At 69.5% G+C, this 21,572-nt stretch carries 19 protein-coding genes and 1 tRNA gene; 19 read left to right on the top strand and 1 reads right to left on the bottom strand.

Annotated elements, in window-relative coordinates; translation table 11 throughout:
- The first annotated feature begins 68 nt into the window (after positions 1-68).
- The 15 genes from MK786_RS10525 (at position 69) to MK786_RS10455 (ending at position 17,451) form a co-directional block, all read left to right on the top strand.
- Positions 69-212 carry a hypothetical protein gene (locus MK786_RS10525; RefSeq protein ID WP_241112186.1) on the top strand — a complete coding sequence of 48 codons (144 nt, stop codon included), beginning with the start codon at positions 69-71 and terminating at the stop codon, positions 210-212.
- A gap of 88 nt (positions 213-300) precedes the next feature.
- Entirely contained in the window at positions 301-921 is a 621-nt protein-coding gene (locus tag MK786_RS10520) for a hypothetical protein (protein WP_241112185.1), read from the top strand.
- A 76-nt stretch (positions 922-997) separates the two neighbouring features.
- Positions 998-2,062, top strand: a complete 1,065-nt coding sequence (locus tag MK786_RS10515) for a DUF916 domain-containing protein (RefSeq protein WP_241112184.1) — start codon at positions 998-1,000, stop codon at positions 2,060-2,062.
- Positions 2,059-2,721, top strand: coding sequence for a hypothetical protein (locus MK786_RS10510; RefSeq protein ID WP_241112183.1), 663 nt, complete (start codon positions 2,059-2,061; stop codon positions 2,719-2,721). Before MK786_RS10515 ends, MK786_RS10510 begins: the two co-directional genes overlap by 4 nt.
- A 6-nt stretch (positions 2,722-2,727) precedes the next feature.
- Complete coding sequence (locus MK786_RS10505; protein WP_241112182.1) at positions 2,728-3,747, top strand: LacI family DNA-binding transcriptional regulator; 1,020 nt, start codon at positions 2,728-2,730, stop codon at positions 3,745-3,747.
- A gap of 252 nt (positions 3,748-3,999) precedes the next feature.
- Positions 4,000-5,019 (top strand): substrate-binding domain-containing protein, encoded by a 1,020-nt coding sequence (locus MK786_RS10500; protein WP_241112181.1) that lies wholly within the window; start codon positions 4,000-4,002, stop codon positions 5,017-5,019.
- A gap of 116 nt (positions 5,020-5,135) precedes the next feature.
- Complete coding sequence (locus tag MK786_RS10495) at positions 5,136-6,743, top strand: sugar ABC transporter ATP-binding protein (protein ID WP_241112180.1); 1,608 nt, start codon at positions 5,136-5,138, stop codon at positions 6,741-6,743.
- On the top strand, positions 6,740-7,825 hold the full coding sequence (locus tag MK786_RS10490; RefSeq protein WP_241112179.1) for an ABC transporter permease: 1,086 nt from the start codon (positions 6,740-6,742) through the stop codon (positions 7,823-7,825). The genes MK786_RS10495 and MK786_RS10490 overlap by 4 nt, the downstream gene beginning before the upstream one ends.
- The gene (locus MK786_RS10485) at positions 7,822-8,892 is read left to right on the top strand and encodes a sugar ABC transporter permease (protein WP_241112178.1); all 1,071 of its coding nucleotides are present in this window, start codon (positions 7,822-7,824) and stop codon (positions 8,890-8,892) included. Before MK786_RS10490 ends, MK786_RS10485 begins: the two co-directional genes overlap by 4 nt.
- Complete coding sequence (locus tag MK786_RS10480; protein WP_241112177.1) at positions 8,892-9,608, top strand: L-ribulose-5-phosphate 4-epimerase; 717 nt, start codon at positions 8,892-8,894, stop codon at positions 9,606-9,608. The genes MK786_RS10485 and MK786_RS10480 overlap by 1 nt, the downstream gene beginning before the upstream one ends.
- Entirely contained in the window at positions 9,605-11,242 is a 1,638-nt protein-coding gene (locus tag MK786_RS10475; RefSeq protein WP_241112176.1) for a xylulokinase, read from the top strand. Before MK786_RS10480 ends, MK786_RS10475 begins: the two co-directional genes overlap by 4 nt.
- Positions 11,243-11,283: 41 nt before the next feature.
- Positions 11,284-12,795, top strand: coding sequence for an L-arabinose isomerase (araA, locus tag MK786_RS10470; RefSeq protein ID WP_241112175.1), 1,512 nt, complete (start codon positions 11,284-11,286; stop codon positions 12,793-12,795).
- 36 nt (positions 12,796-12,831) lie between these two features.
- Positions 12,832-15,816, top strand: a complete 2,985-nt coding sequence (locus MK786_RS10465; RefSeq protein ID WP_241112174.1) for an immunoglobulin-like domain-containing protein — start codon at positions 12,832-12,834, stop codon at positions 15,814-15,816.
- A 93-nt stretch (positions 15,817-15,909) separates the two neighbouring features.
- Entirely contained in the window at positions 15,910-16,854 is a 945-nt protein-coding gene (locus MK786_RS10460) for an aldose 1-epimerase family protein (RefSeq protein WP_241112173.1), read from the top strand.
- Positions 16,855-17,067: 213 nt separating this feature from the next.
- A complete protein-coding gene (locus MK786_RS10455) occupies positions 17,068-17,451 on the top strand; it encodes a DUF5684 domain-containing protein (protein WP_241112172.1) in 384 nt (127 codons plus the stop codon).
- On the opposite strand, the gene MK786_RS10450 is transcribed toward MK786_RS10455, so the two are convergent.
- A complete protein-coding gene (locus MK786_RS10450; RefSeq protein ID WP_241112171.1) occupies positions 17,452-18,333 on the bottom strand; it encodes an SDR family oxidoreductase in 882 nt (293 codons plus the stop codon). It lies immediately after the preceding gene.
- A gap of 57 nt (positions 18,334-18,390) precedes the next feature.
- On the opposite strand from MK786_RS10450, the gene MK786_RS10445 reads away from it, so the two are divergent.
- The 4 genes from MK786_RS10445 (at position 18,391) to MK786_RS10430 (ending at position 21,534) form a co-directional block, all read left to right on the top strand.
- Complete coding sequence (locus MK786_RS10445; RefSeq protein WP_241112170.1) at positions 18,391-19,020, top strand: asparagine synthase; 630 nt, start codon at positions 18,391-18,393, stop codon at positions 19,018-19,020.
- A 29-nt stretch (positions 19,021-19,049) separates the two neighbouring features.
- Entirely contained in the window at positions 19,050-19,436 is a 387-nt protein-coding gene (locus tag MK786_RS10440; RefSeq protein ID WP_241112169.1) for an MmcQ/YjbR family DNA-binding protein, read from the top strand.
- 111 nt (positions 19,437-19,547) lie between these two features.
- Positions 19,548-19,620, top strand: a tRNA-Arg gene (locus MK786_RS10435).
- 300 nt (positions 19,621-19,920) lie between these two features.
- A complete protein-coding gene (locus MK786_RS10430) occupies positions 19,921-21,534 on the top strand; it encodes an MFS transporter (RefSeq protein WP_241112168.1) in 1,614 nt (537 codons plus the stop codon).
- Positions 21,535-21,572 lie beyond the last annotated feature (38 nt).

Raw genomic sequence — 21,572 nt, 5'->3', positions numbered from 1 at the left:
CTGTTGCCGGTAACATCCAAGGCGAGCCAAGTCGATCCACCGCCGGATCCGAGAGCAAAGGTGCAAATATGCTCAGTCACTCCCTCAGCCGTACGGCGCAGACCACGGTCGCGCTCGTCGTGGCGGGGAGTCTCCGGGCGACGCGCCGAGAGGCGGGCGCACCTCGCGCCGGCCACGACCCATGTGAGACGGGGGCGCTCGGCAACGGCTGAGGCTTCCAGCGAGTCCCGACGACCGGATGGACCGGTCGCTCGCGAGTTCGGTCGGCAGAGGTGCCGACCGGGAAATTGGAGAGAACGAATGAACAAGCGAGGACTGTTCGCACGTACCGCCGCCGGTGCGTTCGGCGGGATGCTGCTGATCGGTGTCGCAGGCGCCGCCATCGCCGACGAGGTCGGCAACGACCAGGTCGACGTCAACGTGAACATCGAGGCGATCGAGCCCGTGGGCGCGCTGACGATGACCGTCGGCGGCGAAGCCGCGACGCTGACCGAGGTCGAGTCCGCCGACGCCGAGATCCGTCAGTTCGACGGCACCCTGCCCACCGTCACCGTCACCGACGACCGCGCCGAGGTCCCCGAGGGCGTCGCCTGGTACGTCACCGGTCAGTCGTCCGACTTCGTCTCGGGTGCGAACTCCATCTCGGCCGGACACCTCGGCTGGTCGCCGCAGCTGCTCTCGGAGGAGGGCAACGGCGAGGTCGCAGTCGGCCCGGATGTCGACACCGTGCTCGATGAGGGACCCAACAACGTGGGTCTCGAGGGCGAAGAGTTCCTGGCGCTCTCCCTGGACTCGGGCGAGGCCGCCGCAGCGGGCGCCTGGTCGGCGAACGCCAACCTGTTCCTCAAGACGCCCGTCGACGTCGCGCCCGGCAGCTACGCCGCGACCCTCACCCTCACGCTGTGGGAAGACGCGTACTGACACGCGAAGACTGACTCGTGTTGAATCGGGTCGGGGCCGTCTACGGCGGCCCCGACCCTGACGTCTGGATTTGTCCTTGCTGCCACTCTCATCCCGCCTCCGGCCGGCGCGTCATGCGCTCGCCGGCCTCGCTCTGGGCTTGGCGCTTGTCGCCGGTGTCGCGGTACCCGCGTCCGCTGACACCGACGACACACCCGACGTCCGCTGGTCGGTGACTCCGGCTAACGAGTCCGGGCCTGATGGGCGGACCTTCGTCGAGAACGAGCTCGACCCGGGGGAGTCGGTCGACGACTACTTCGCGGTCCGCAACGTGAGCGACCAGACAGTCGAGTTCGCGCTCCTCGCCGCCGACGGCTTCTACACCAGCACGGGTCGATTCGACATCCTTCCGGCCGGGGAGGAGTCCGTCGACGCGGGCACCTGGATCTCGGTCCCGGAGACGGTCACAATTGATGCGGGCGAGACGGCTGTCGTTCCCTTCACGATCACCGTCCCCGAACAGGCAGAGCCGGGCGACCACGCCGCCGGGATCACCGCCTCCATCGTGTCCGTCCAGGAGAGTGAGGACGGCACAGCGGTCGGCGTCGAGAGCCGCGTGGGCTTCCGCGTGACCACACGGGTGACAGGGGAGATCACGCCCTCGGCCACAGTCGACGTGGTCTCGGGCGACTACTCCCTGTCGTGGAACCCGTTCCGTCCCGGCGAGGCGACGATCACCTTCCGCGCCGAGAACACCGGGAACACCATTCTCCTCGCCGAAGGCACGGTGTCCGCTGCAGGTGCATCCACCGCGTTCCCGGCCGAGGGGGAGCGCACGCTCGAACTCCTGCCCGGCGACTCGCGCGACATCACCGTCGTCGTCGAGGGGGTCTGGCCGCTGTTCGTCGTTCCCGCTTCGGTCGTCGTCACCCCTACGGTCGTGACGATGAACGGCGACAGCGCCACCATCGAACCCGTGACTGCGGACACGGTCGTCTGGGCGGTGCCCTGGCCGCAGCTCATCATCCTCGCCGGCATCGTGCTGGTCGTGTGGGCGATCGTCTGGGGGCGCATCCGGTCCCGCCGGCGCCTCGAGTCGATGCTCGAGGATGCCAAGGCGGCCGGACGCCGCGAGGCCGAATCCGCCGCGGACGTCTCGTGAGGAGCCGGGGGAGGATCGCCGGCACGATCGCCGGGCTCGCGCTCGTCCTCGGAACGCTCATCGTTCCCGGCACTCTGGCGTCGGCCGCCGGCCCCGCCCCGGAACCTGACGGCGTCCGCGTCACGGTGGAGATCACCCCGCTGAAGTGCACGTGGACCCCGGGTACACCCGGCCCGCCTCCCTGGGCGGGAATGCCCGGGCATCCGTGTCATCCGGGAAACCCCGGCGGCCCGGGAAACCCGGGAAACCCCGGCGGCCCGGGAAACCCGGGGAACGGCGACGGGAACGGGAACGGGAACGGGAACGGCAACGGGAACGGCAACGGGAACGGGAACGGCAACGGGAACGGGAACCCCGGGAAGGGCAAGCCGACGCCGAAGCCGACGCCGACCGCGTCGACCCCCGACGGGTCCGGCTCCGGCTCCGGCACCGGCGGCACCGGCGGACCGGGCGCCTCAGGCGCTGCGCCGTCCGGAACCGACGACCCCGTGCCCGTGGGCTGGATCGCCGCGGCGGGGGCGGGCGCGCTCCTCGTCGTGACCGGCCTGATCCTCTGGCTCGTCCCCGGAGCGGCGGCAGCCGTGTTCCCCGGCGTCGGCGGTGCGGCGGCGGCCTCCAGCGCCGCGCCTTACGATGTGGTCAGCAAGAAAGGGAGGTGATCCACTGTGACCGATCAGATGGCCAGGGGCTGGCAGCGGCCGAGCATCTACGATGTCGCCAAGCAGGCGGGCGTCTCGCACATGACCGTTTCGCGCGTGCTCAACGGGCACCCCAACATCCGCGAGTCGACCCGCGAGCGTGTGCTCCAGGCCATCGAGGAGATGAACTACACGCGCAGCTCCATCGCGCGCGCGCTCGCCACGCGGCGCGCCATGCGCATCGGCATCCTCGTCGACAGCCCGGTGCAGTGGGGTCCGAACAGCACGCTCCGCGCGATCGAGAGCGCTGCGCGCGATGCAGGCTATGCGATCAGCGCGTTCTCGATCTCCGACGACGAAGAGTCGCAGATCGACACCGGCGTCGTCGAGCTCGTGACCCAGGGCGTCGACGCGCTCTGCGTCATCGCCCCGCGCGCTTCGTCGCTCGATCTCCTGCGCCAGCAGAGCACGGGTCTTCCCACCCTCGTCATCAAGGCGGAGTCCGACCCCGAGATGCACACCGCCGCGGTCGATCAGCGCGCCGGCGCGATGGCCGCCGTGATGCACCTGATCGAGCTCGGGCACCGCTCGATCGCCCACCTGTCAGGGCCGCTGGACTGGTACGACGCGCGGGCTCGCGAGCAGGGCTGGCGGGATGCCCTCGCCGACGCGGGTCTGCCGATCGCCCCTCCGGTGGTCGGGGACTGGACATCGGACTACGGTTACACGTTCGGCAAGACGTACGACTTCGCCGACGCGACGGCGGTGTTCGCGGCGAACGACCAGATGGCGCTGGGCCTCGTGCACGGACTGTCGGAGCGAGGGCTGAAGGTGCCCGACGACATCAGCGTCGTCGGGTTCGACGATCTTCCCGACGCGCGCCACTTCCTGCCGCCGCTCACGACGGTGCGGCAGGATTTCTCGGCGCTCGGCGCGCTCGCGCTGCAGATCATCATCGCGGCGATCGAGGGCGAAGAGGTCACCGAGCACGACATCATCGAGCCGCGACTGATCGTCCGCGCCTCGACCGCGCCGCCCCGCTCCTGACGCTCGATCGAAGGCGCCTCGCTCTCTGAGGTGAGGCGCCTTTCTCACGCGTGGCGAAGAGGGGTATGTTGCCGCTCACGCGAAAGTGTTAATGTTCGCGGTAACGGAGAAATAACGAATCTTGCAGAACTAGTTGCGCACTGGGTTGTTAGCGCGCACAATGGACTCGCACAAACCCGAGAGTGTCCCGCTGGGGCACCGGCACTTCCTCGCCGACCAAGTAGCGTCGGGGAGTCTCAAGGAGGAGAAGAGATGGCAAACAAGAAGCGGATGCTCGGCCTGATCGGCTTCGTCGGCGCGGGGGCGCTCGCCCTCGGTCTTGCCGGCTGCGCAGGCGGCGGCAACGACGGCGGCGACAACGGCGACGGCGGCAACGCGGGCGGCGACGGCGAGCTGACCACGGTCGGCTTCGTCGCGGTCGGCCCCGAAGGCGGCTGGCGCAATGCGAACGAGCAGGCGATCAAGGACGCGTTCACGCAGGACGCGGGCTTCGACCTGAAGTACGCTCCCGCGGCGAGCCCGACCGACCAGAAGTCGCAGATCGACGCCTTCGCGACGTTCGTGAACGACGAGGTCGACGTGATCCTCCTCACCGCGACCGAGGCTTCCGGCTGGGAGGACTCGCTCGAGCTCGCCCAGGAGGCTGAGATCCCCGTCATCCTGCTCGACCGTGGTGTCGACGCCAGCGAGGATCTCTACGTCACGCGCATCGCACCCGACAACGTCAACGTCGCCGGCACCGTCGGCGAGTGGGCCGTCGAGACCTTCCCCGAGGGCGCGAACTACTTCACGCTCGAGGGCGTCCCCGGCCTCTCGGTCGTCAACGAGCGCAACGAGGGCTTCGATGCGGCGATCGAGGGCGCTTCGGGCTGGAACAAGATCGGCGCGCAGACGGCCAACTGGACCGCTGACGAGGGCAAGTCGGTCATCGAGACCGTGCTGAAGGAGAACCCGGACCTCCAGTTCGTGTTCGCTCAGAACGACGAGATGGGCATCGGCGCGGCCGCTGCCGTGACGGCCGCGGGCCTGGTCCCGGGTGAGGACGTCAAGATCGCCACGATCGACGGCACCACCCCGGCCCTCGAAGCACTCGCCGCTGGTGAGCTGAGCTTCGTCGCCCAGTACAACCCGTTCTTCGGCGACCTCGCCGTCGACGCGGTCAACTCCGCACTGGCGGGCGACAGCGTCGAGAAGAACATCATCGTCCCCGGCGAGACGTTCGACTCGCCCGAGGCCGCTCAGGCCGCGATCGACGAGGGCAAGGGCTTCTGATCCGACTCTGTCGACGAAGCGAGAAGTGATGCGAGCGGGGGTCGCCGTTCCGGCGGCCCCCGCTCGTGCTCGTTTCCACCAGAACCCTCGCTCTGCAGCAAAGGATCCACGCAGCCATGATTGAACCGATTGCCATCGTCGAGGTCCGGGGCGCCTCCATCACCTTCCCGGGAGTCAAGGCACTCGACGACGTCAGCTTCCGACTGCTTCCCGGAGAAGTGCACACCCTGATGGGTGAGAACGGCGCCGGGAAGTCCACCCTGATCAAGGCGCTCACCGGCGTCTACCAGATCGACTCCGGCGAGATCGTCGTGGCCGGACAGGTGCGGCACTTCAACGGGACCGCGTCCGCGCAGGCTGCGGGGATCTCCACCGTCTATCAGGAAGTCAACCTCTGCACGAACCTCACCATCGGTGAGAACGTGATGCTCGGACACGAAGTCCGAGACTGGACCGGGATCAACTGGCGCAAGACCCACGCCAAGGCCAGCGAGGCGCTCGCCCGCATGGGTCTCGGCGACCTCGACCCCCGCGCGCCGCTGTCGTCGATCTCCATCGCGCTCCAGCAGCTCGTCGCGATCAGCCGCGCGATGGTCACCGACTCGAAGGTGCTCATCCTCGATGAGCCCACCTCGAGCCTGGACGCGAACGAGGTCGAGGTGCTCTTCGACGTCATGCGCCGTCTTCGCGACCAGGGCGTCGCGATCCTCTTCGTCTCTCACTTCCTCGACCAGGTCTACGCGATCAGCGACCGCATCACGGTGCTGCGCAACGGCGCCTTCGTCGGCGAGTACCTCAAGCGCGACCTCGACCGCACGCAGCTCATCTCGAACATGATCGGCAAGGACTTCGAGTCGCTCAAGGCCCTCGGATCCAACCGACAGACTCAGCAGCGCGACCGCAGCGTCACGCCGCTCTTCGCCGCCGAAGACCTCGGCCGCAAGGGCGCGATCGAACCCACCGACATCGACATCCACGCGGGGGAGGTCGTCGGCTTCGCCGGCCTCCTCGGAGCCGGCCGCACCGAGCTCGCCCGCCTCATCGCCGGCGCCGACAAGTCCGACACGGGCACGATCCGGCTCCGTGGCAAGAAGGTCTCGCTGAACTCGCCCGTCGCCGGGCTCGCCCACGGCATCGCGTACTCGACCGAGAGCCGCCGTGATGACGGCATCGTCGGCGACCTGAGCGTCCGCGAGAACATCATGCTCGCCGTCCAGGCGCGACGCGGGTGGTTCCGTCGCGTTCCGGCCCGTGAGGTCGACCAGCTGGTCAAGACCTACATGGAGCGCTTCAGCGTGCGGCCGAACGACCCGGACCGTCCGATCCGCCTCCTCTCCGGCGGCAACCAGCAGAAGGTGCTGCTCGGCCGGTGGCTCGCCACCAACCCCGACCTTCTCCTGCTGGACGAGCCGACCCGCGGCATCGACGTCGGCGCGAAGGCCGACATCCAGGAGACCGTCGCCGAGCTCGCCGAGGGCGGCATGAGCGTCGTCTTCGTCTCGTCCGAGCTCGAGGAGGTCGTGCGGCTCTCCGAGCGGATCGTCATCCTCAAGGACCACCAGAAGGTGGGCGAGGTCGTCAACGGCCCGGAGGTCACCGCCGAGAGCATCGTCTCCGTCATCGCCAGCGAGACGGGTGAGCAGGCCGGGAAGACCGCCGACGCCCTCTCGGAAGAGGTCGCCACCGGCGAAGCATCCGCCGACCAGGAAGGGAGCGCGTCATGAACCGCGTCAGAATCGCACTGCGCACGCCCTGGTTCTGGGCCATCGTCGGCATCGCGCTGCTGCTCCTCATCAACACGCTCAAGAACCCCGCGTACCTCGCCGTCAGTGTCAACCCGACGACGGGGATGCTCACGGGCAACGTCCTCGACATCCTGCGCGTCTCGGCGCCGATCATCATGATCGCGCTGGGCATGACGTTCGTCATCGCCACGGGAGGCATCGACCTCTCCGTCGGCTCGATGATGGCCGTCGGCGGCGCGGTCGCGATGGAGACGCTCTCGAGCCTCAACGGGTCGTCCCCCATCGGGGCCATGCTGACCGCGGTCGGGCTCGCGCTCGCGCTCGCGATCGTGCTCGGTGCCATCAACGGCTTCCTCGTGTCGGTCATCGGGCTGCAGCCCTTCATCACGACGCTCATCATGATGCTCGCTGCGCGCGGCATCGCGCGCGTCATCACCGGGGGCCAGAACACCAACGCCACGAACGAGCCGTTCCGCCTCCTCGCGAACGGGCAGATCTTCGGGATCCCGACCAGCTTCGTGCTCGCGATCGCGATCGTCGTGCTCATCGCCCTGGCCATGCGGCGCACGGCGCTCGGCCTCATGATCGAGTCGATCGGCATCAACCCGCACGCGAGCCGGCTCGCCGGCATCCGTCCCCGTCCGATCCTGTTCGGCGTCTACATCCTCTCCGCCGCGCTCGCCGCGGTCGGGGGTCTCTTCAGCGTCTCGGAAGTGATGACGGTGAGCGTCGGCGGCACGGGCAACCTGATGGAGCTCGACGCCATCCTCGCGGTGGTCATCGGCGGCACGTCGCTCGCCGGCGGCAAGTTCTCGATCGTGGGCTCCACGGTCGGAGCGCTCCTCATCGCGACCCTGAACAAGACCGTGCTGTTCCTCGGCATCCCCGCTGCGGCGACGCCGGCGTTCAAGGCCATCGTCATCATCGTCCTCGTGCTGCTCCAGTCCGAGCGCGTGCGCTCGTGGGCGCTCGTGCGACGGAAGTCGCCGGGCACCCCGCCCAGCGGACCCGCGCCGACCGTGGAGCAGACCGCATCCGTCTCGAAGGAGGCCGTCGCATGAGCGCCTCAGGCACGCTCGTCGAAGCAATCCCCCCGGTTCCCGACCTTCCCGAGGGCAAGCGCGCTGCGCGCCGTGGTCGCATGGCGCGGCTGTGGGAGCGCAATCAGACGCTGATCCCCACGCTGGCCGCGCTCGTCCTGCTGTTCGGCATGCTCATCTACGCCGAGGTCGCGTACGGTCGCGTGTTCCACGCCGGCACGATGTCGAGCCTGCTGATCAGCTTCGCGCCGACGATCATCCTCGCCGTGGGCATGACGATCGTCATCGTCTCGGCCGGCATCGACCTCTCGGTCGGCGCGGTCGTCGCGTTCAGCTCGGTGGCGGGTGTGATGCTGATGAACATCGGGATCAACGGCTGGGCCTCGATGCTGCTCATGATCCTCTTCGGTGCGCTGTTCGGTGCGCTCGCGGGCGTCATGATCCAGTACTTCAACGTGCAGCCGTTCATCGCCACGCTCGCGATGATGTTCCTCGCCCGCGGATTGGCGTCGATCCTCTCGACGACGCCCGTGCAGGCGCCGGAGGACTCGCCGATCCACCTGCTCGCGACCGACTGGAAGCTCTACGACGGGCCCAAGGTCAACGACCTGACCGTCACTCCGGGCCTCATCATCGCGGTGCTCGTCGTGCTCGGCGGCATGTTCTACCTGCACCGCAGCCGCAGCGGCCGCACCGTGTACGCGATCGGCGGCAACGAAGGCTCGGCCGGACTGATGGGCCTGCCCGTGGCGAAGACCCGTGTGGGGATCTACATCATCTCCGGCGCGCTGTCAGGGCTCGCCGCGGTCGTCTACACCGCCGAGGTCGGCGGCAAGGCTCAGAACGTCACCGGCATCGGCTGGGAGCTCGACGCGATCGCCGCGGTCGTCATCGGCGGCACGCTGCTCACCGGCGGGTACGGCTACATCCTTGGCTCGGTCGTCGGTGTGTTCGTGATCGCGGCCATGCGCCTCATCATCACGAAGGACGGCACGATCAACCCCGAATACCTGACGATCATCACCGGCGGCGTCCTGCTGGTGTTCGTCCTCCTGCAGCGCGTGCTGACGAGGCGGAGGGCGAGTTGATGGATGCCGGGCTCCAGGCCGCGATCGACGCGGTGCGTGCCGACGTGGCGACGCTGCACGCCGAGCTGGTGCGGTACGACCTCATCGTCTGGACGGGCGGGAACGTCTCGGGCCGCGTGCCCGGCGCCGACCTGTTCGTGATCAAGCCCTCGGGGGTGTCGTACGACGACCTGACGCCCGAGAACATGATCCTGTGCGATCTCGACGGCAACGTCGTGCCGGGCACGCCCGGCAGCGACCGCAGCCCGTCGAGCGACACCGCCGCCCACGCGTACGTGTACCGCCACATGCCCGAGGTCGGTGGAGTGGTGCACACCCACTCCACGTTCGCCGTCGCGTGGGCCGCGCGCGGCGAGGAGATCCCGTGCGTGATCACCGCGATGGCCGATGAGTTCGGCGGGCCGATCCCGGTCGGACCGTTCGCGATCATCGGCGACGACTCGATCGGGCGCGGCATCGTCGAGACCCTGACGGGCCACCGCTCCCGCGCGGTGCTGATGCAGAACCACGGTCCCTTCACCATCGGCGTCTCGGCGAAGGACGCGGTGAAGGCCGCGGTCATGGTCGAGGACGTCGCGCGCACCGTGCACTACGCGCGCGAGGCCGGACCGTTGATCCCGATTCCGCAGGAGGCCATCGACCGTCTGTACGACCGGTACCAGAACGTGTACGGGCAGACGAGCGACGAGCGTCGCGACGCGGAGGACCAGGCATGACTCCGGAAGATCCAGGTTCATCCGCCTCGCGGACGGCCGACCCGGCGACCGTGGCGCAGGCGATCATCGACGGCCGCACCGCGCTCGGCATCGAGCTCGGTTCCACGCGCATCAAGGCCTGCCTCGTGCTCGCGGACGATCCGGCAACCGTGCTCGCCGTGGGCAGTCACGCGTGGGAGAACCGGTTCGTCGACCGCCTGTGGACCTACGCGATCGACGACGTGTGGACCGGCCTGCAGGCCGCCTACGCCGACCTCGTCGCGGACGTCCGCGACCGCTACGACGTCGCACTCGAGACCGTGGGCGCACTCGGCGTCTCGGCCATGATGCACGGCTACCTCGCGTTCGATTCCGATGGCGAGCTGCTCACCGAGTTCCGCACCTGGCGCAACACCAACACCGATCGCTCGGCGGCGGTGCTCTCCGAGCTGTTCGGCGTGAACATCCCTCTCCGGTGGTCGATCGCGCACCTCTACCAGGCCGTGCTCGACGAAGAGCCGCACGTCGCCGACGTCGACTTCTTCACCACGCTCGCCGGCTACGTGCACTGGAAGCTCACCGGGCGCAGGGTGCTCGGCATCGGCGACGCGTCGGGCATGTTCCCGATCGACGCAGAGACGCGTGACTACGACACCGGCATGCTGGGGAAGTTCGACCGTCTCATCTCCGAGCGCGCGTACGGGCTCGAGGTCGCCGCTCTCCTTCCCGAGGTCGTCGTCGCCGGAGGGCCGGCCGGCGAGCTCACGGCCGAAGGCGCGGCCCTGCTCGATCCGAGTGGCGCTCTGAAGCCGGGAATCCCGCTGTGCCCGCCGGAGGGCGACGCCGGCACCGGCATGGTCGCCACGAACTCCGTCGCGCCCCGCACCGGCAACGTGAGCGCCGGCACGAGCATCTTCGCGATGGTCGTGCTCGAGCGGCCGCTCGAGCGGGTGCACCACGAGCTCGACGTCGTGACGACCCCGGCCGGTGATCCGGTGGCGATGGTCCACTGCAACAACGGGGCGAGCGAGCTCGCGGCGTGGGTGGGTCTCTTCGACCGGTTCGCCACCGTCAGCGGCGGACAGCTCCACGCAGACGACGTCTTCGAGGCGCTCTTCCGCGAGGCGCTCGACGGCGAGCCGGACGCGGGCGGCCTGCTCGCCTACAACCATCTCGCCGGCGAGCCGATCGCGGACCTTGCGGAGGGCCGCCCGCTGTTCGTGCGCACGCCCGAGAGCCGTCTGACGCTCGCGAACTTCATGCGCGCCCAGATCTACGGCGTCTTCGGCACGCTCGCGCTCGGCATGCGCGTGCTCGACGGTGAGGGCGTCGCCCTCGACCGCATGTTCGCGCACGGCGGCATGTTCCGCACCGCGGGCGTCGCCCAGCGGTTCCTCGCGGGTGCACTGGACGCCCCCGTAGCCGTGGCCGAGACGGCGTCCGAGGGCGGCGCGTGGGGCATCGCGGTCCTCGCGGCCTACCTCGCCGAGGCATCCGATCTCCCCCTCGATGCCTACCTGCGGGACCGCGTGTTCGCCGATGCGGAGTTCGACGTCGTCGAGCCCGACCCCGAGGACGTCCCCGGGTTCGCCGCCTACCTCTCGCGCTATCGCGCCGGGCTCGCCGTCGAGCGAGCCGCCGTTCCGGCCCTCTGACCCCACCTCCCCCCACCTCGAAAGACCCAGAAGGACTCCCCATGACCCGTCAGCCTCTCGCCACCAGCCTCGATTCGTACGAGGTCTGGTTCGTCACAGGCAGCCAGACCCTCTACGGCGAGGAGACGCTGCGTCAGGTGGCGGAGCAGTCGCAGGCCGTTGCCGATGGACTCGGCGGGCTGCCGGTCAAGGTCGTGTGGAAGCCGGTCTTGAAGGACTCCGACTCGATCCGCCGCCTGGCGCTCGAGGTCAACGGTCGCGAGGACGTCATCGGCGTGATCGCCTGGATGCACACGTTCAGCCCCGCGAAGATGTGGATCTCGGGCCTCGACGCGCTGCAGAAGCCGCTGCTGCACCTGCACACGCAGGCCAACGTCGAGCTGCCGTGGGGCGACATCGACTTCGACTTCATGAACCTCAACCAGGCCGCGCACGGCGACCGCGAGTTCGGGTACATCCAGACGCGCCTCGGCGTGGCCCGCAAGACCGTCGTCGGCCACGTGTCGAACCCGGCCGTGGTCCAGCAGGTCGAGGACTGGCAGCGCGCCGCCGCGGGCTGGGCCGCGGTGCGCACGCTGAAGCTCGCGCGCTTCGGCGACAACATGCGCTACGTCGCCGTCACCGAGGGCGATAAGACCGAGGCCGAGATCCGCTTCGGCGTGCAGGTCAACACGTGGGGCGTCAACGAACTGGTCGAGGCCGTCGAGGCCGCGAGCGCCCCCGACATCGACGCGCTCGTGCAGGTGTACCTCGACTCGTACGACGTGGCCGACGAGCTCCGCCCGGGCGCCGCGCGCCACCAGTCGCTGCGCGACGGCGCCGCGATCGAGCTGGGTCTGCGCTCGTTCCTCGAGGAGGGCTGCTTCGGCGCCTTCACCACGTCGTTCGAAGACCTCGGCGCGCTGAAGCAGCTGCCCGGTCTCGCAGTGCAGCGACTGATGGCGGAGGGGTACGGCTTCGGCGCCGAGGGCGACTGGAAGACGGCGATCCTCGTGCGCGTCGCCAACGTCATGGGCGCAGGCCTTCCCGGCGGCGCGTCGCTCATGGAGGACTACACGTACGACCTCGTGCCCGGCTCCGAGCGCATCCTCGGCGCCCACATGCTCGAGGTCTCGCCGGCGCTGACGACCACCAAGCCCCGCCTCGAGGTGCACGAGCTCGGCATCGGCGGCAAGGACGACCCGGTGCGCCTGGTCTTCACGGCGGACCCCGGCCCTGCCCTCGTCGTCGCGATGAGCGACATGCGCGATCGCTTCCGTCTCGTGGCGAACGTCGTGCAGAACGTGGATGCGCCCGACCTGCCCAAGCTGCCGGTCGGCCGCGCCGTGTGGGAGCCCGCTCCCGACTTCGCCACCAGCGCCGCCTGCTGGCTCGCCGCCGGCGCCGCGCATCACACCGTCATGACGACCGCCGTCGGCATCGATGTGTTCCGCGACTTCGCCGACATCGCCAAGACCGAACTCGTCGTGATCGACGATGACACCACCGTCCGCGGGTTCCAGCGCGAGCTGCGGTGGAACCAGGCCTACTACCGGCTCGCTCAGGGCTTCTGAGCAGCCACCACCACCCGACCCGAGGGGGCCTCACCGATGAGACCACAACCGACACCGTCCACTCGCGCACCGCGCCGGCGCTCCCTGCGCCGCGGGGTCGCGGCATCCGTCGCCGCGGTCCTCGCGGTGTCTGTCATGGGGCTCACCGCCCCGCTGGCCGCCAACGCCGCAGACGTCCCGGCGCCGAGCGCGCACTACGACATGTCCCACTCGGGCGCATCGCTGCTCGACGTCTCGGGCAACGGCCGTCACGCGACGCTGTCGGGGCTGACGGACGCGTCGTTCGAGGCCGCGGGCTCCGATGATGTGCTGCGGTTCCGCGCCGACGGGTACGCATCGCTGCCCAAGGGATTGGTGACGGGCACCGACAACGACTTCACGGTCGAGTACACCGTGTCGACGCAGACCGCGGCGAACAGCTTCGGCTGGGTCATCGGCGACGGCGTGGGGCCCTGGAACACGACCCAGCTCGGCAACCACATCTTCCTGAGCCCGCGCTCGTCGCAGAGCGGATACACCAACCAGGTGCTCGCGGCGATCCGGGTGAAGACCGACGGCAACAACGGCGAGAACCGCATGCCGGCCGGTGGCGGGCTGAACGCCGGGTTCACGACACTCACCATGGTCGGATCGGGCAGCACTATCACGCTCTACCGGGACGGCGCCGTCATCTCGACGCTGACCCACACCCGCTCGCTGAGCTCGATCATCCCGAGCGGAAACGTGCTCGGCTACCTCGGCCGCTCGCTGTACCAGGGCGACTCGCTGCTGCGGGCCGATGTCTCGGACGTGAAGTTCTGGGACGTCGCGCTCACTGCCGACGAGGTCACGAGCAGCATGCCGAGCGCCGCCGACAAGACGGCCGCGACTGCGGCCCTGCTGCGCGGCGACGTGCTGGCGAACATGCTGGGGTCGAACCCGTCGCTCGACCAGGTGTCGAGCAACCTCACCCTCGGTGCGTCCGTCAACGGCGTCGCTCTCACGTGGTCGTCGTCGAACCCCGCCGTCATCTCGACCACGGGCGTCGTCTCGCGGTCGATCGTCGACGACACGCCTGTCACGCTCACGGCGACGACGTCGCTCGGCAGCACTCTCACGTTCGACGCGACCGTGCTCGCCCCGAGTATCTCGGCCGATCTCGACGCCATCACGCTGGCCGACCGCTCGACCGAGCACCTGCCGCTCGCCACGAAGGGCGCGGTCAACGGCGCCGCGATCACGTGGACGTCGTCGAATCCCGCCATCGTGACGGGGACGGATGCCGCGTACCAGGCGCCTGCCGCCGGTGCGGCCGACCCGTTCCGGGGCGGCGGACTCGTGACGCGTCCCGCCTACGGCGAGGGCGATGTCGAGGTGACGCTCACCGCGCACGCGACGCTCAACGGTCAGACCGAGGAGCGCTCGTTCGATGTGACGATCGCCGAGAAGGGCCGCTGGGCGCCGGACGCCGGCTACGCATCGGCGTACTTCAAGTCCGACGGCGACGAGAAGATCTACCAGGCGGCGACGTCGGGCAACGACTTCTTCACCTTCTCGCCGGTCAACGGCGGCAACCCGGTGATCACCTCCACGGCTGACACCAGGGGCCTGCGCGACCCGTACATCCTCCGTTCGAAGGACGGCGACAAGTACTACATGGTCGCGACGGACCTCTGCATCAGCTGCGGCACCGGCTGGGGTCCTGCGCAGTCGAACGGGAGCCTGAAGATCGAGGTCTGGGAGTCGACCGACCTCGTGCACTGGGATCGCACGAACGGCGAGAACACCGGCATCACCGTCAACCAGCCGGCCGCCGGCATGACGTGGGCGCCCGAGGCGTACTGGGACGACGAGCTGCAGTCGTACGTGGTGTTCTTCGCCTCGCGCCTGTACTCCGACGCCTCCCACACGAACAGCGACAAGCTCTACGCCCGCATGTTCTACGTGCTCACACGGGACTTCCAGACGTTCACGTACCCGCCGGCCACGTGGCAGGACACCGGGTACGCGCGCATCGACTCGACCGTGACGAAGATCGGCGACTACTACTACCGGTTCACCAAGAACGAGGAGGGCGGCGCCGCCGGCATCCTCGAGGCGGGCAAGGACATCTTCATGGAGCGTTCGAAGGTGCTGACGGCGCCCACGACGCAGTCCAGCTGGACGGCCGACCCGAACACGACGTGGCAGCTCACCGACACGCGCATGACGAGCCTCGAGACGGGCCAGGCAGGCGAGGGTCCAGAGGTCGTCAAGCTCAACGCCGGAGATCCGAACAACAACGCACAGGGCGACGGCTACGTGTTCCTCGTCGACAACTACGGATCGGGCGGCTACCGCGCGTTCGTCACGAACGAGCGGGCCATAGCCTCGAGCCAGCAGTCGGACCGTCTGTCGCAGCGCGCCGACTGGGCCGTGCGCCCCGTCGGCGGTCTGCCGGCGAGCCCGCGTCACGGCGCGTTCGTGAGCGTCACGCAGTCGGTGCTCGAGGCCATGCACGCTTGGACGGAGGTCGAGGCCGTGCCCTCGACCACGACGCTGACGGCCGAGGACCGCACCGTCACCGCCGAGGTGGCCGCAGAGGACGGCGGCGACGTCGTCGGCACGGTCACCTTCTCGGGCGGATCGTGGACCGAGACGGTCGACCTCGAGGACGGCTCCGCATCCGTGACGGTCCCGGCGGGTGTCGGCTCGGTCACGGCGCACTACGACGGCTACTCCGACGGGCTCGTGAGCCCGTCGACGTCGTCGGCGGTGTCGCTCGGCCTCCAGTTGTCCGCGACGGCGTCGACGCGCTGCATCGCGGGCAAGATCACCGAGATCGTCAGCGTGACGAACGCCGACGACGTCGCGGCGACGGTCGCGATCGCGGGTACCTACGGCAGCAAGACCGTCACGGTCGCCGCCGGCAAGACCGCGTCGGCCTCGTTCACGACCCGTGCGGCGTCGATCGCCTCGCACGACGTGACGATCACGGGCGGGGCCTCCGGTGGCCTCACCTACTCCGCCGCGGTGACGGTCGCGGCCGCCACCTGCCAGTAACCCGACGGCGAGGGCCCGCGACGCCGGTCGCGGGCCCTCGCTCCGTCGCGGGATACTGGAACTCTCCCCCACATCATCTGAGGACCTCGACCCATGGCACGCACTCCCTCGTCCGGCATCCAGCACGCTCTCCGCGCGGGCGACTACGAGGCGGTCATCGCCAGCGTCGGAGCGACGCTCCGCTCGCTCACGTACATCGGCCGCGACCTCGTCGTGCCGTTCGACGCCGACGAGGTGCGCCCCTCGTACCGCGGGGCGACCCTCGCTCCCTGGCCGAACCGCGTGGTCGACGGCCGATACACCTTCGGCGGCGCCGAGCACCAGCTCGCCCTCACCGAGCCCGCGCGCTCGCACGCGCTGCACGGCCTCGTCGCGTGGCTGGACTTCGAGGCGATCGACAAGGGCCCCGACCATGTCACCCTCGCCGCCGTCGTGCAGCCGCAGACGGCGTACCCCTGGCGCGTCATCGTCACCACGACGTTCTCGCTCGGCCCCGACGGACTGACGCAGACCGTGACCGCCCGCAACGACAGCAGCGAGCCCGCGCCGTGGGGAACCGGGCCGCACCCGTACCTCGTCGCCGGCGAAGGACCCGTCGACGAGTGGACCCTCGAGCTCCCGGCGGCCGAAGTGCTGGCGGTCACGCCCGACCGGCTCATTCCGACAGACCTCGTCGCGGTCGATGCCGACGAGCCCGAGCGCTTCGACTTCCGCTCGGCGCGCCGTATCGGCGCGGTCGAGATCGACCATGCGTACACGGGCCTGGCCAGAGACGAGCACGGCATCGCGACGGTCCGGGTGACCGACGACTCCGGTGCCGGTGTCGAGATGGCGTGGGATGACGCGTGCCCGTGGGTGCAGGTCCACACCGCCGACAAGCCCGACGCCGCGCTGAGTCGGCTGGGACTGGCGGTCGAGCCGATGACCTGCGCCCCTGACGCCTTCAACGCGCCGAACTACGCGTACGACGCGGGCCTCATCGTGCTCGAACCGGGCGCCGCCGCCGAGGCATCCTGGCGCATCGCGGCGATCGGCTGAATCGGCGCGCCTGAGACGAGATGAGGGAGGTGCCGGCCCCCCGGTCGGCACCTCCCCGCGTCGCAGTTCCCGAAAGCGGCGCGACCCCCCGACGAGTACCGCGCCCTGCTTCCCTCAACGCTAGGCGCACGGCCGGGAAGCGCCTGGGGGCTTGCGCGCAGAGCGCGTGATTGATACGCATCGGCGCGCGCATGCCGCCCTATGCTGAGGCGCATGACCCTCGCCAACGCAGTGACCGACACCGCCGACCTGACCAGCCTCTGGGGCGGCACCGGCATCTTCGGACTCATCTGGTACATCCTCGTCGCCGTCGCGCTCTGGAAGGTGTTCAGCAAGGCCGGGTACCCCGGCATCCTGGCCATCATCCCGATCGTGAACATCGTCATCCTCGTGAAGATCGCCGGCTACTCGGCGTGGCTGACCCTGCTGTACCTGATTCCGATCGTGAACATCGTGTGGTCGATCGTCGTCGCCGTGCGCGTGGGCAAGGGCTTCGGCAAGGGCGGCGCCTGGTCGTTCTTCCTGCTGTGGCTGTTCGCCTTCATCGGCTACTTCATCCTCGGCTTCGGGCGGGCGCAGTACACGAAGCCGGTCTGATCAGCGCACCGGCGTCGTGGTGTCGGTCGCCTCGCGCAGCGGACGGCGCATCGGCGCCCAGTAGCCCGTGGGGGTCAGGCGGGTCAGCACATCGACGAGGCGGGCCTCGCGCCCGATCATGACGCGCGCCCGCCGCCGCACCGTGGCCTCCACGATGCGCGCCGCGGCGTCTTCGGGCTCGGTGTGGTACATCGCGGCCTGTGCGGCGGCGGCGCGCTCCGCTACGGCCGGGTCGATGGCGGCCGCGAAGCGTCCGCGGCCGATGATGCCGGTCTTGACCCCCGCCGGGTAGATGGCGCCCACGCTCACGTTCGTGCGCTCGAGCTCGTGCCGCAGTGCCTCGGTGAACCCGCGCACGGCGAACTTGCTCATCGCGTACGGGATGCGGCCCGCGGGGGCGGCGAGCCCGTAGATGCTCACGAGGTGGGTGATGTGCGCGGCGGGCTCGCGGCGAAGCGCGGGCAGCAGCGCCTTGGTGATGTTGACGGTGCCCCAGAGGTTCACGTCCACGAGCCAGCGCATCTCGTCCATCGTGAGCTGATCGATGTCGCCGAGCATGGACGACCCGGCGCACGTGATCACCGCCTGAACATGCGGGTGGGATGCCTCGACCGCCGCCGCGAGCGAGAACACCGCCTCATCGTCGGTCAGGTCGACCACGTGCACGGTATGGCCCGTTCCGGTGAGTCGCGCGAGCGTCGCCTCGAGGCCTTCGGCGTTGCGATCGACGAGGGCGAGCCTCGCCCCGCGCCGCGCGAGCTCGAGGGCGACCTCGGCACCCATGCCGCTCGCCGCGCCGGTGATCACCGTCGTCCTGCCGCGCACCTCGAGCCGCTGCATCCGCGCCATGTCATCCCTCTCGTCTCCATCGACCGTGCTCATCGATTCTCGCGGACTCGCGGAGCGCCCGTGAACGCTAGCCTCGATGGAGGAGGAGTGATGGGCAAGACTGCGGAGGCGATCGCCGAAGGCGTGTCGATCGCGTGCGCCGCGGCGCGGCTGGCGGTGCGCAACCACATCCTCGTCGAGACGATCGCCCACGACGAGGCGTTCGACCTCGCGCGCGTCGCGCCCTTCGCGCACGACACCCTCGTCGCGCTCGCCGTGGAGCAGGAGGAGGCCGCCGACCTGGCCAAGCGCCAGCGGAAGAAGGCCTGGGGGAAGTTCACCGATCCCGACGGCACGCACGACTACCGTGACCGCGACACCCGCAACCTGCGCAAGCGCTACAAGCAGTACGTCGGAGTGGCGAAGGAGCTCCGGCGCATCGCCGAGGATCCGCATGCCGTGCGCACGCTGGTCGAGCAGGCGAGGGATGCCGCGTGGGGCGATGTCGAGGCGAATCTGGAGCGGCGGCTCAATGTCGAGGGCATGCGCCCCGACCTCGACCCCGATTACGAGAGGCTGCGGGCTGCTCGCATGCAGTCGCTGCGCCTCGTGGATCTCCCGCGGCTCGCCGCCCACCGGCGTCGCGCCGCGGAGGCCGAGGAGGGGGCGGACGGTGACCCTGTCGACGCGACGCCGTCGCCGCGCGTGGCCGGGATCGACGTGAGCGAACTCGACGCCTGACGCCGGGGAACCGGCGTACGCTCGACGCCATGGAGGTCGACGCAGCGGGTCATCCGATGTGGTTTCCGCCGGACCATCCGCTGAACAAGCGGGTGCGGGCGCTGTGCATGGCGTATCCGGAGGCTGCGGAGGTGATCTCCCACGGGCGCTGCACCTTCCGTGCCGGAAAGCGTCAGTTCGCCCTCGTCGGCGTCGCCGACGAGGGCGCCGTCGTGTTCCTCCCCGATCCATCGGAGCGGCCGGCGCTCCTCGAACGGGACGACGTTTTCGTGCCGCCGTACGAGGGCGTGTACGGGTGGCTGGCGCTGCGGGCCACAGCCGACACGGGGGACTGGACGCTCCTCGCGGAGCTGATCGACACGTCCTATCGGCGGGTCGCACTGCAACGCCAGCTGCGTGCGCTCGACGCGCACTGACAGCGGCGCGAGGGCGGACACGCCCGGGATCTCCGCGCGGCGGCGCTCGATTCGCTCCCTGGCGCGCCGTCGGGTATTCTGGACGCTGGCCCGCGCGGGAGTGCGGGCCGAGCGCCCGTAGCTCAATGGATAGAGCATCTGACTACGGATCAGAAGGTTAGGGGTTCGAGTCCCTTCGGGCGCGCACTGTGTTGAGACAGTGATACAAGAAAAGCTCCGGGCCTCCGGAGCTTTTCTTGTGTCCGCCGTCTGGTCTGTACGCCTGCCCGTCGCGGGTTCGCGCTGTCGTTTCCCGCATCCGCGCTCGTGCCGCACGGGCGCGATTGCAGGTTTCGGGAGCGCGAACCGAAGCCGCCCGGGTAGTCGGCCTCCCGCCGCTGAGTGAGGCCGAGCAGGAGGCCGTGGCGCGCGAGGCGGACGACGTGTGCGCCGTCTGGGAGAGGTGCCGACACTGTGTCGGGAACAAGGAGTATCCTGTACGTTCGTGACGCACGACACCGACCGCTTCGATCGCCTGCGCTGGTGGGGCCTCGCCGCCATCTCGCTGGGCGTCGCCCTCATCATCATGGACGCGACCATCGTGTCCGTGGCGATGCCCGACATCATCTCCTCGCTCGACCTCAGCACCACACAGGTGCAGTGGGTTCAGGAGGTCTACACGCTGGTGTTCGCCGCGCTCCTGATGGTGTGGGGCACGATGAGCGACCGGATCGGACGACGACGACTGCTCGTCATCGGTCTCCTCCTCTTCGTCGGGGCGAGCATCCTCTGCGCCTTCGCTCCGACCGGCACGTGGCTGATCGCCGCCCGCGCGCTACAGGGAGTCGGCGGCTCCATGATCCTGCCCACCACGCTCGCGCTGCTGAATGCGACCTTCCGCGGGAGCGAGCGCGGCATCGCGTTCGCCGTCTGGGGTTCGACGATCGGCTCGATGGCAGCGGTCGGGCCGGTCCTCGGCGGGTGGCTCACCACCGCATTCTCGTGGCACTGGGCGTTCTGGATCAACGTGCCGTTCGGCATCCTCGTCATCATCGGCGTGCTGATCTGCGTGCCCGAGTCCCGCCAACACGACACCGCGCGCTTCACCGACTGGATCGGTGCGGCGGCTTCGATCGTCGGATTCGGCATGCTCGTGTTCGCCCTGATCGAGGGCCGGTCCTACGGGTGGTGGGAGGCGTCCGAGACCGCGCCGGTCAGCCTCGGCGGCTTCAGCATCATCCCCGTGCTCTTCGCGCTCGCGGTCGTCGTGCTCGGAGCGCTCGTCCTGCGCGAGCGATCGCGCGTCGCCGCGGGCAGGTCGGTGCTGCTCGACGTCACGCTGTTCCGCATCCCGACGTTCAGCAACGGCAACGTCACCGCGCTCACCGTCTCACTCGGCGAGTTCGGGCTGATCCTTTCGCTCCCGCTGTGGTTCCAGTACGTGCTGGGCATGGACGCGCTCCAGGCCGGGCTCGCGCTCCTCCCGCTTGCAGTGGGCTCGTTCGTGGCGAGCGGATCGGTCCACTCGCTGTCCAAGCGTCTCTCGGCGGTGCAGATGGTGCGGCTCGGCATCCTGCTCGAGATCGTGTCGCTGGCGGTGATGGCGCTGCTCATCCGCCCCGACTCGTCCACGTGGGTCACCGGCGTCCCGCTCTTCTTCTACGGCATGGGCGTGGGCTTCGCGACCGCGCAGCTGACTCAGCTCATCCTCGTCGACGTGCCTCTCGACAAGTCCGGTCAGGCCTCGTCGACCCAGTCCACCGCCCGTCAGGTCGGTTCGGCGCTGGGCATCGCCATCCTCGGAACCGCGCTCTTCACGACGTTGCGCGCAGGGACCGAGTGGCGGCTCAGTGACGAGATCGCCGCCGATCCTGCGATCGGCCGGCTCGTCGACGGGGTCGCCGATTCGGCGGGCGCCCTCATCGCTCAGCTGGCCGAGAACCCGGCCACCGTCGCGATCGCCGACGCCGCGCGCGAAGCGCTCACCCAGGGCGTCGCGGTGGCCGCATGGGTGGGCATCGCCGCGCTCGTCGTGGGACTCCTCACGACGATCCCCCTCGGGCGCCGGAAGGCCGAGGCCGAGTCGGCCACCGACCTCGTCGCCGAGTCCGAGGGCTGATCCCCCGGGCCCCACGGAATCGCCGTGCCGGCGCACAT

Source organism: Microbacterium sp. CFH 31415, assembly GCF_022538185.1.
Classification (GTDB): domain Bacteria; phylum Actinomycetota; class Actinomycetes; order Actinomycetales; family Microbacteriaceae; genus Microbacterium.
This window is presented reverse-complemented; position numbering and strand designations above follow the sequence as displayed.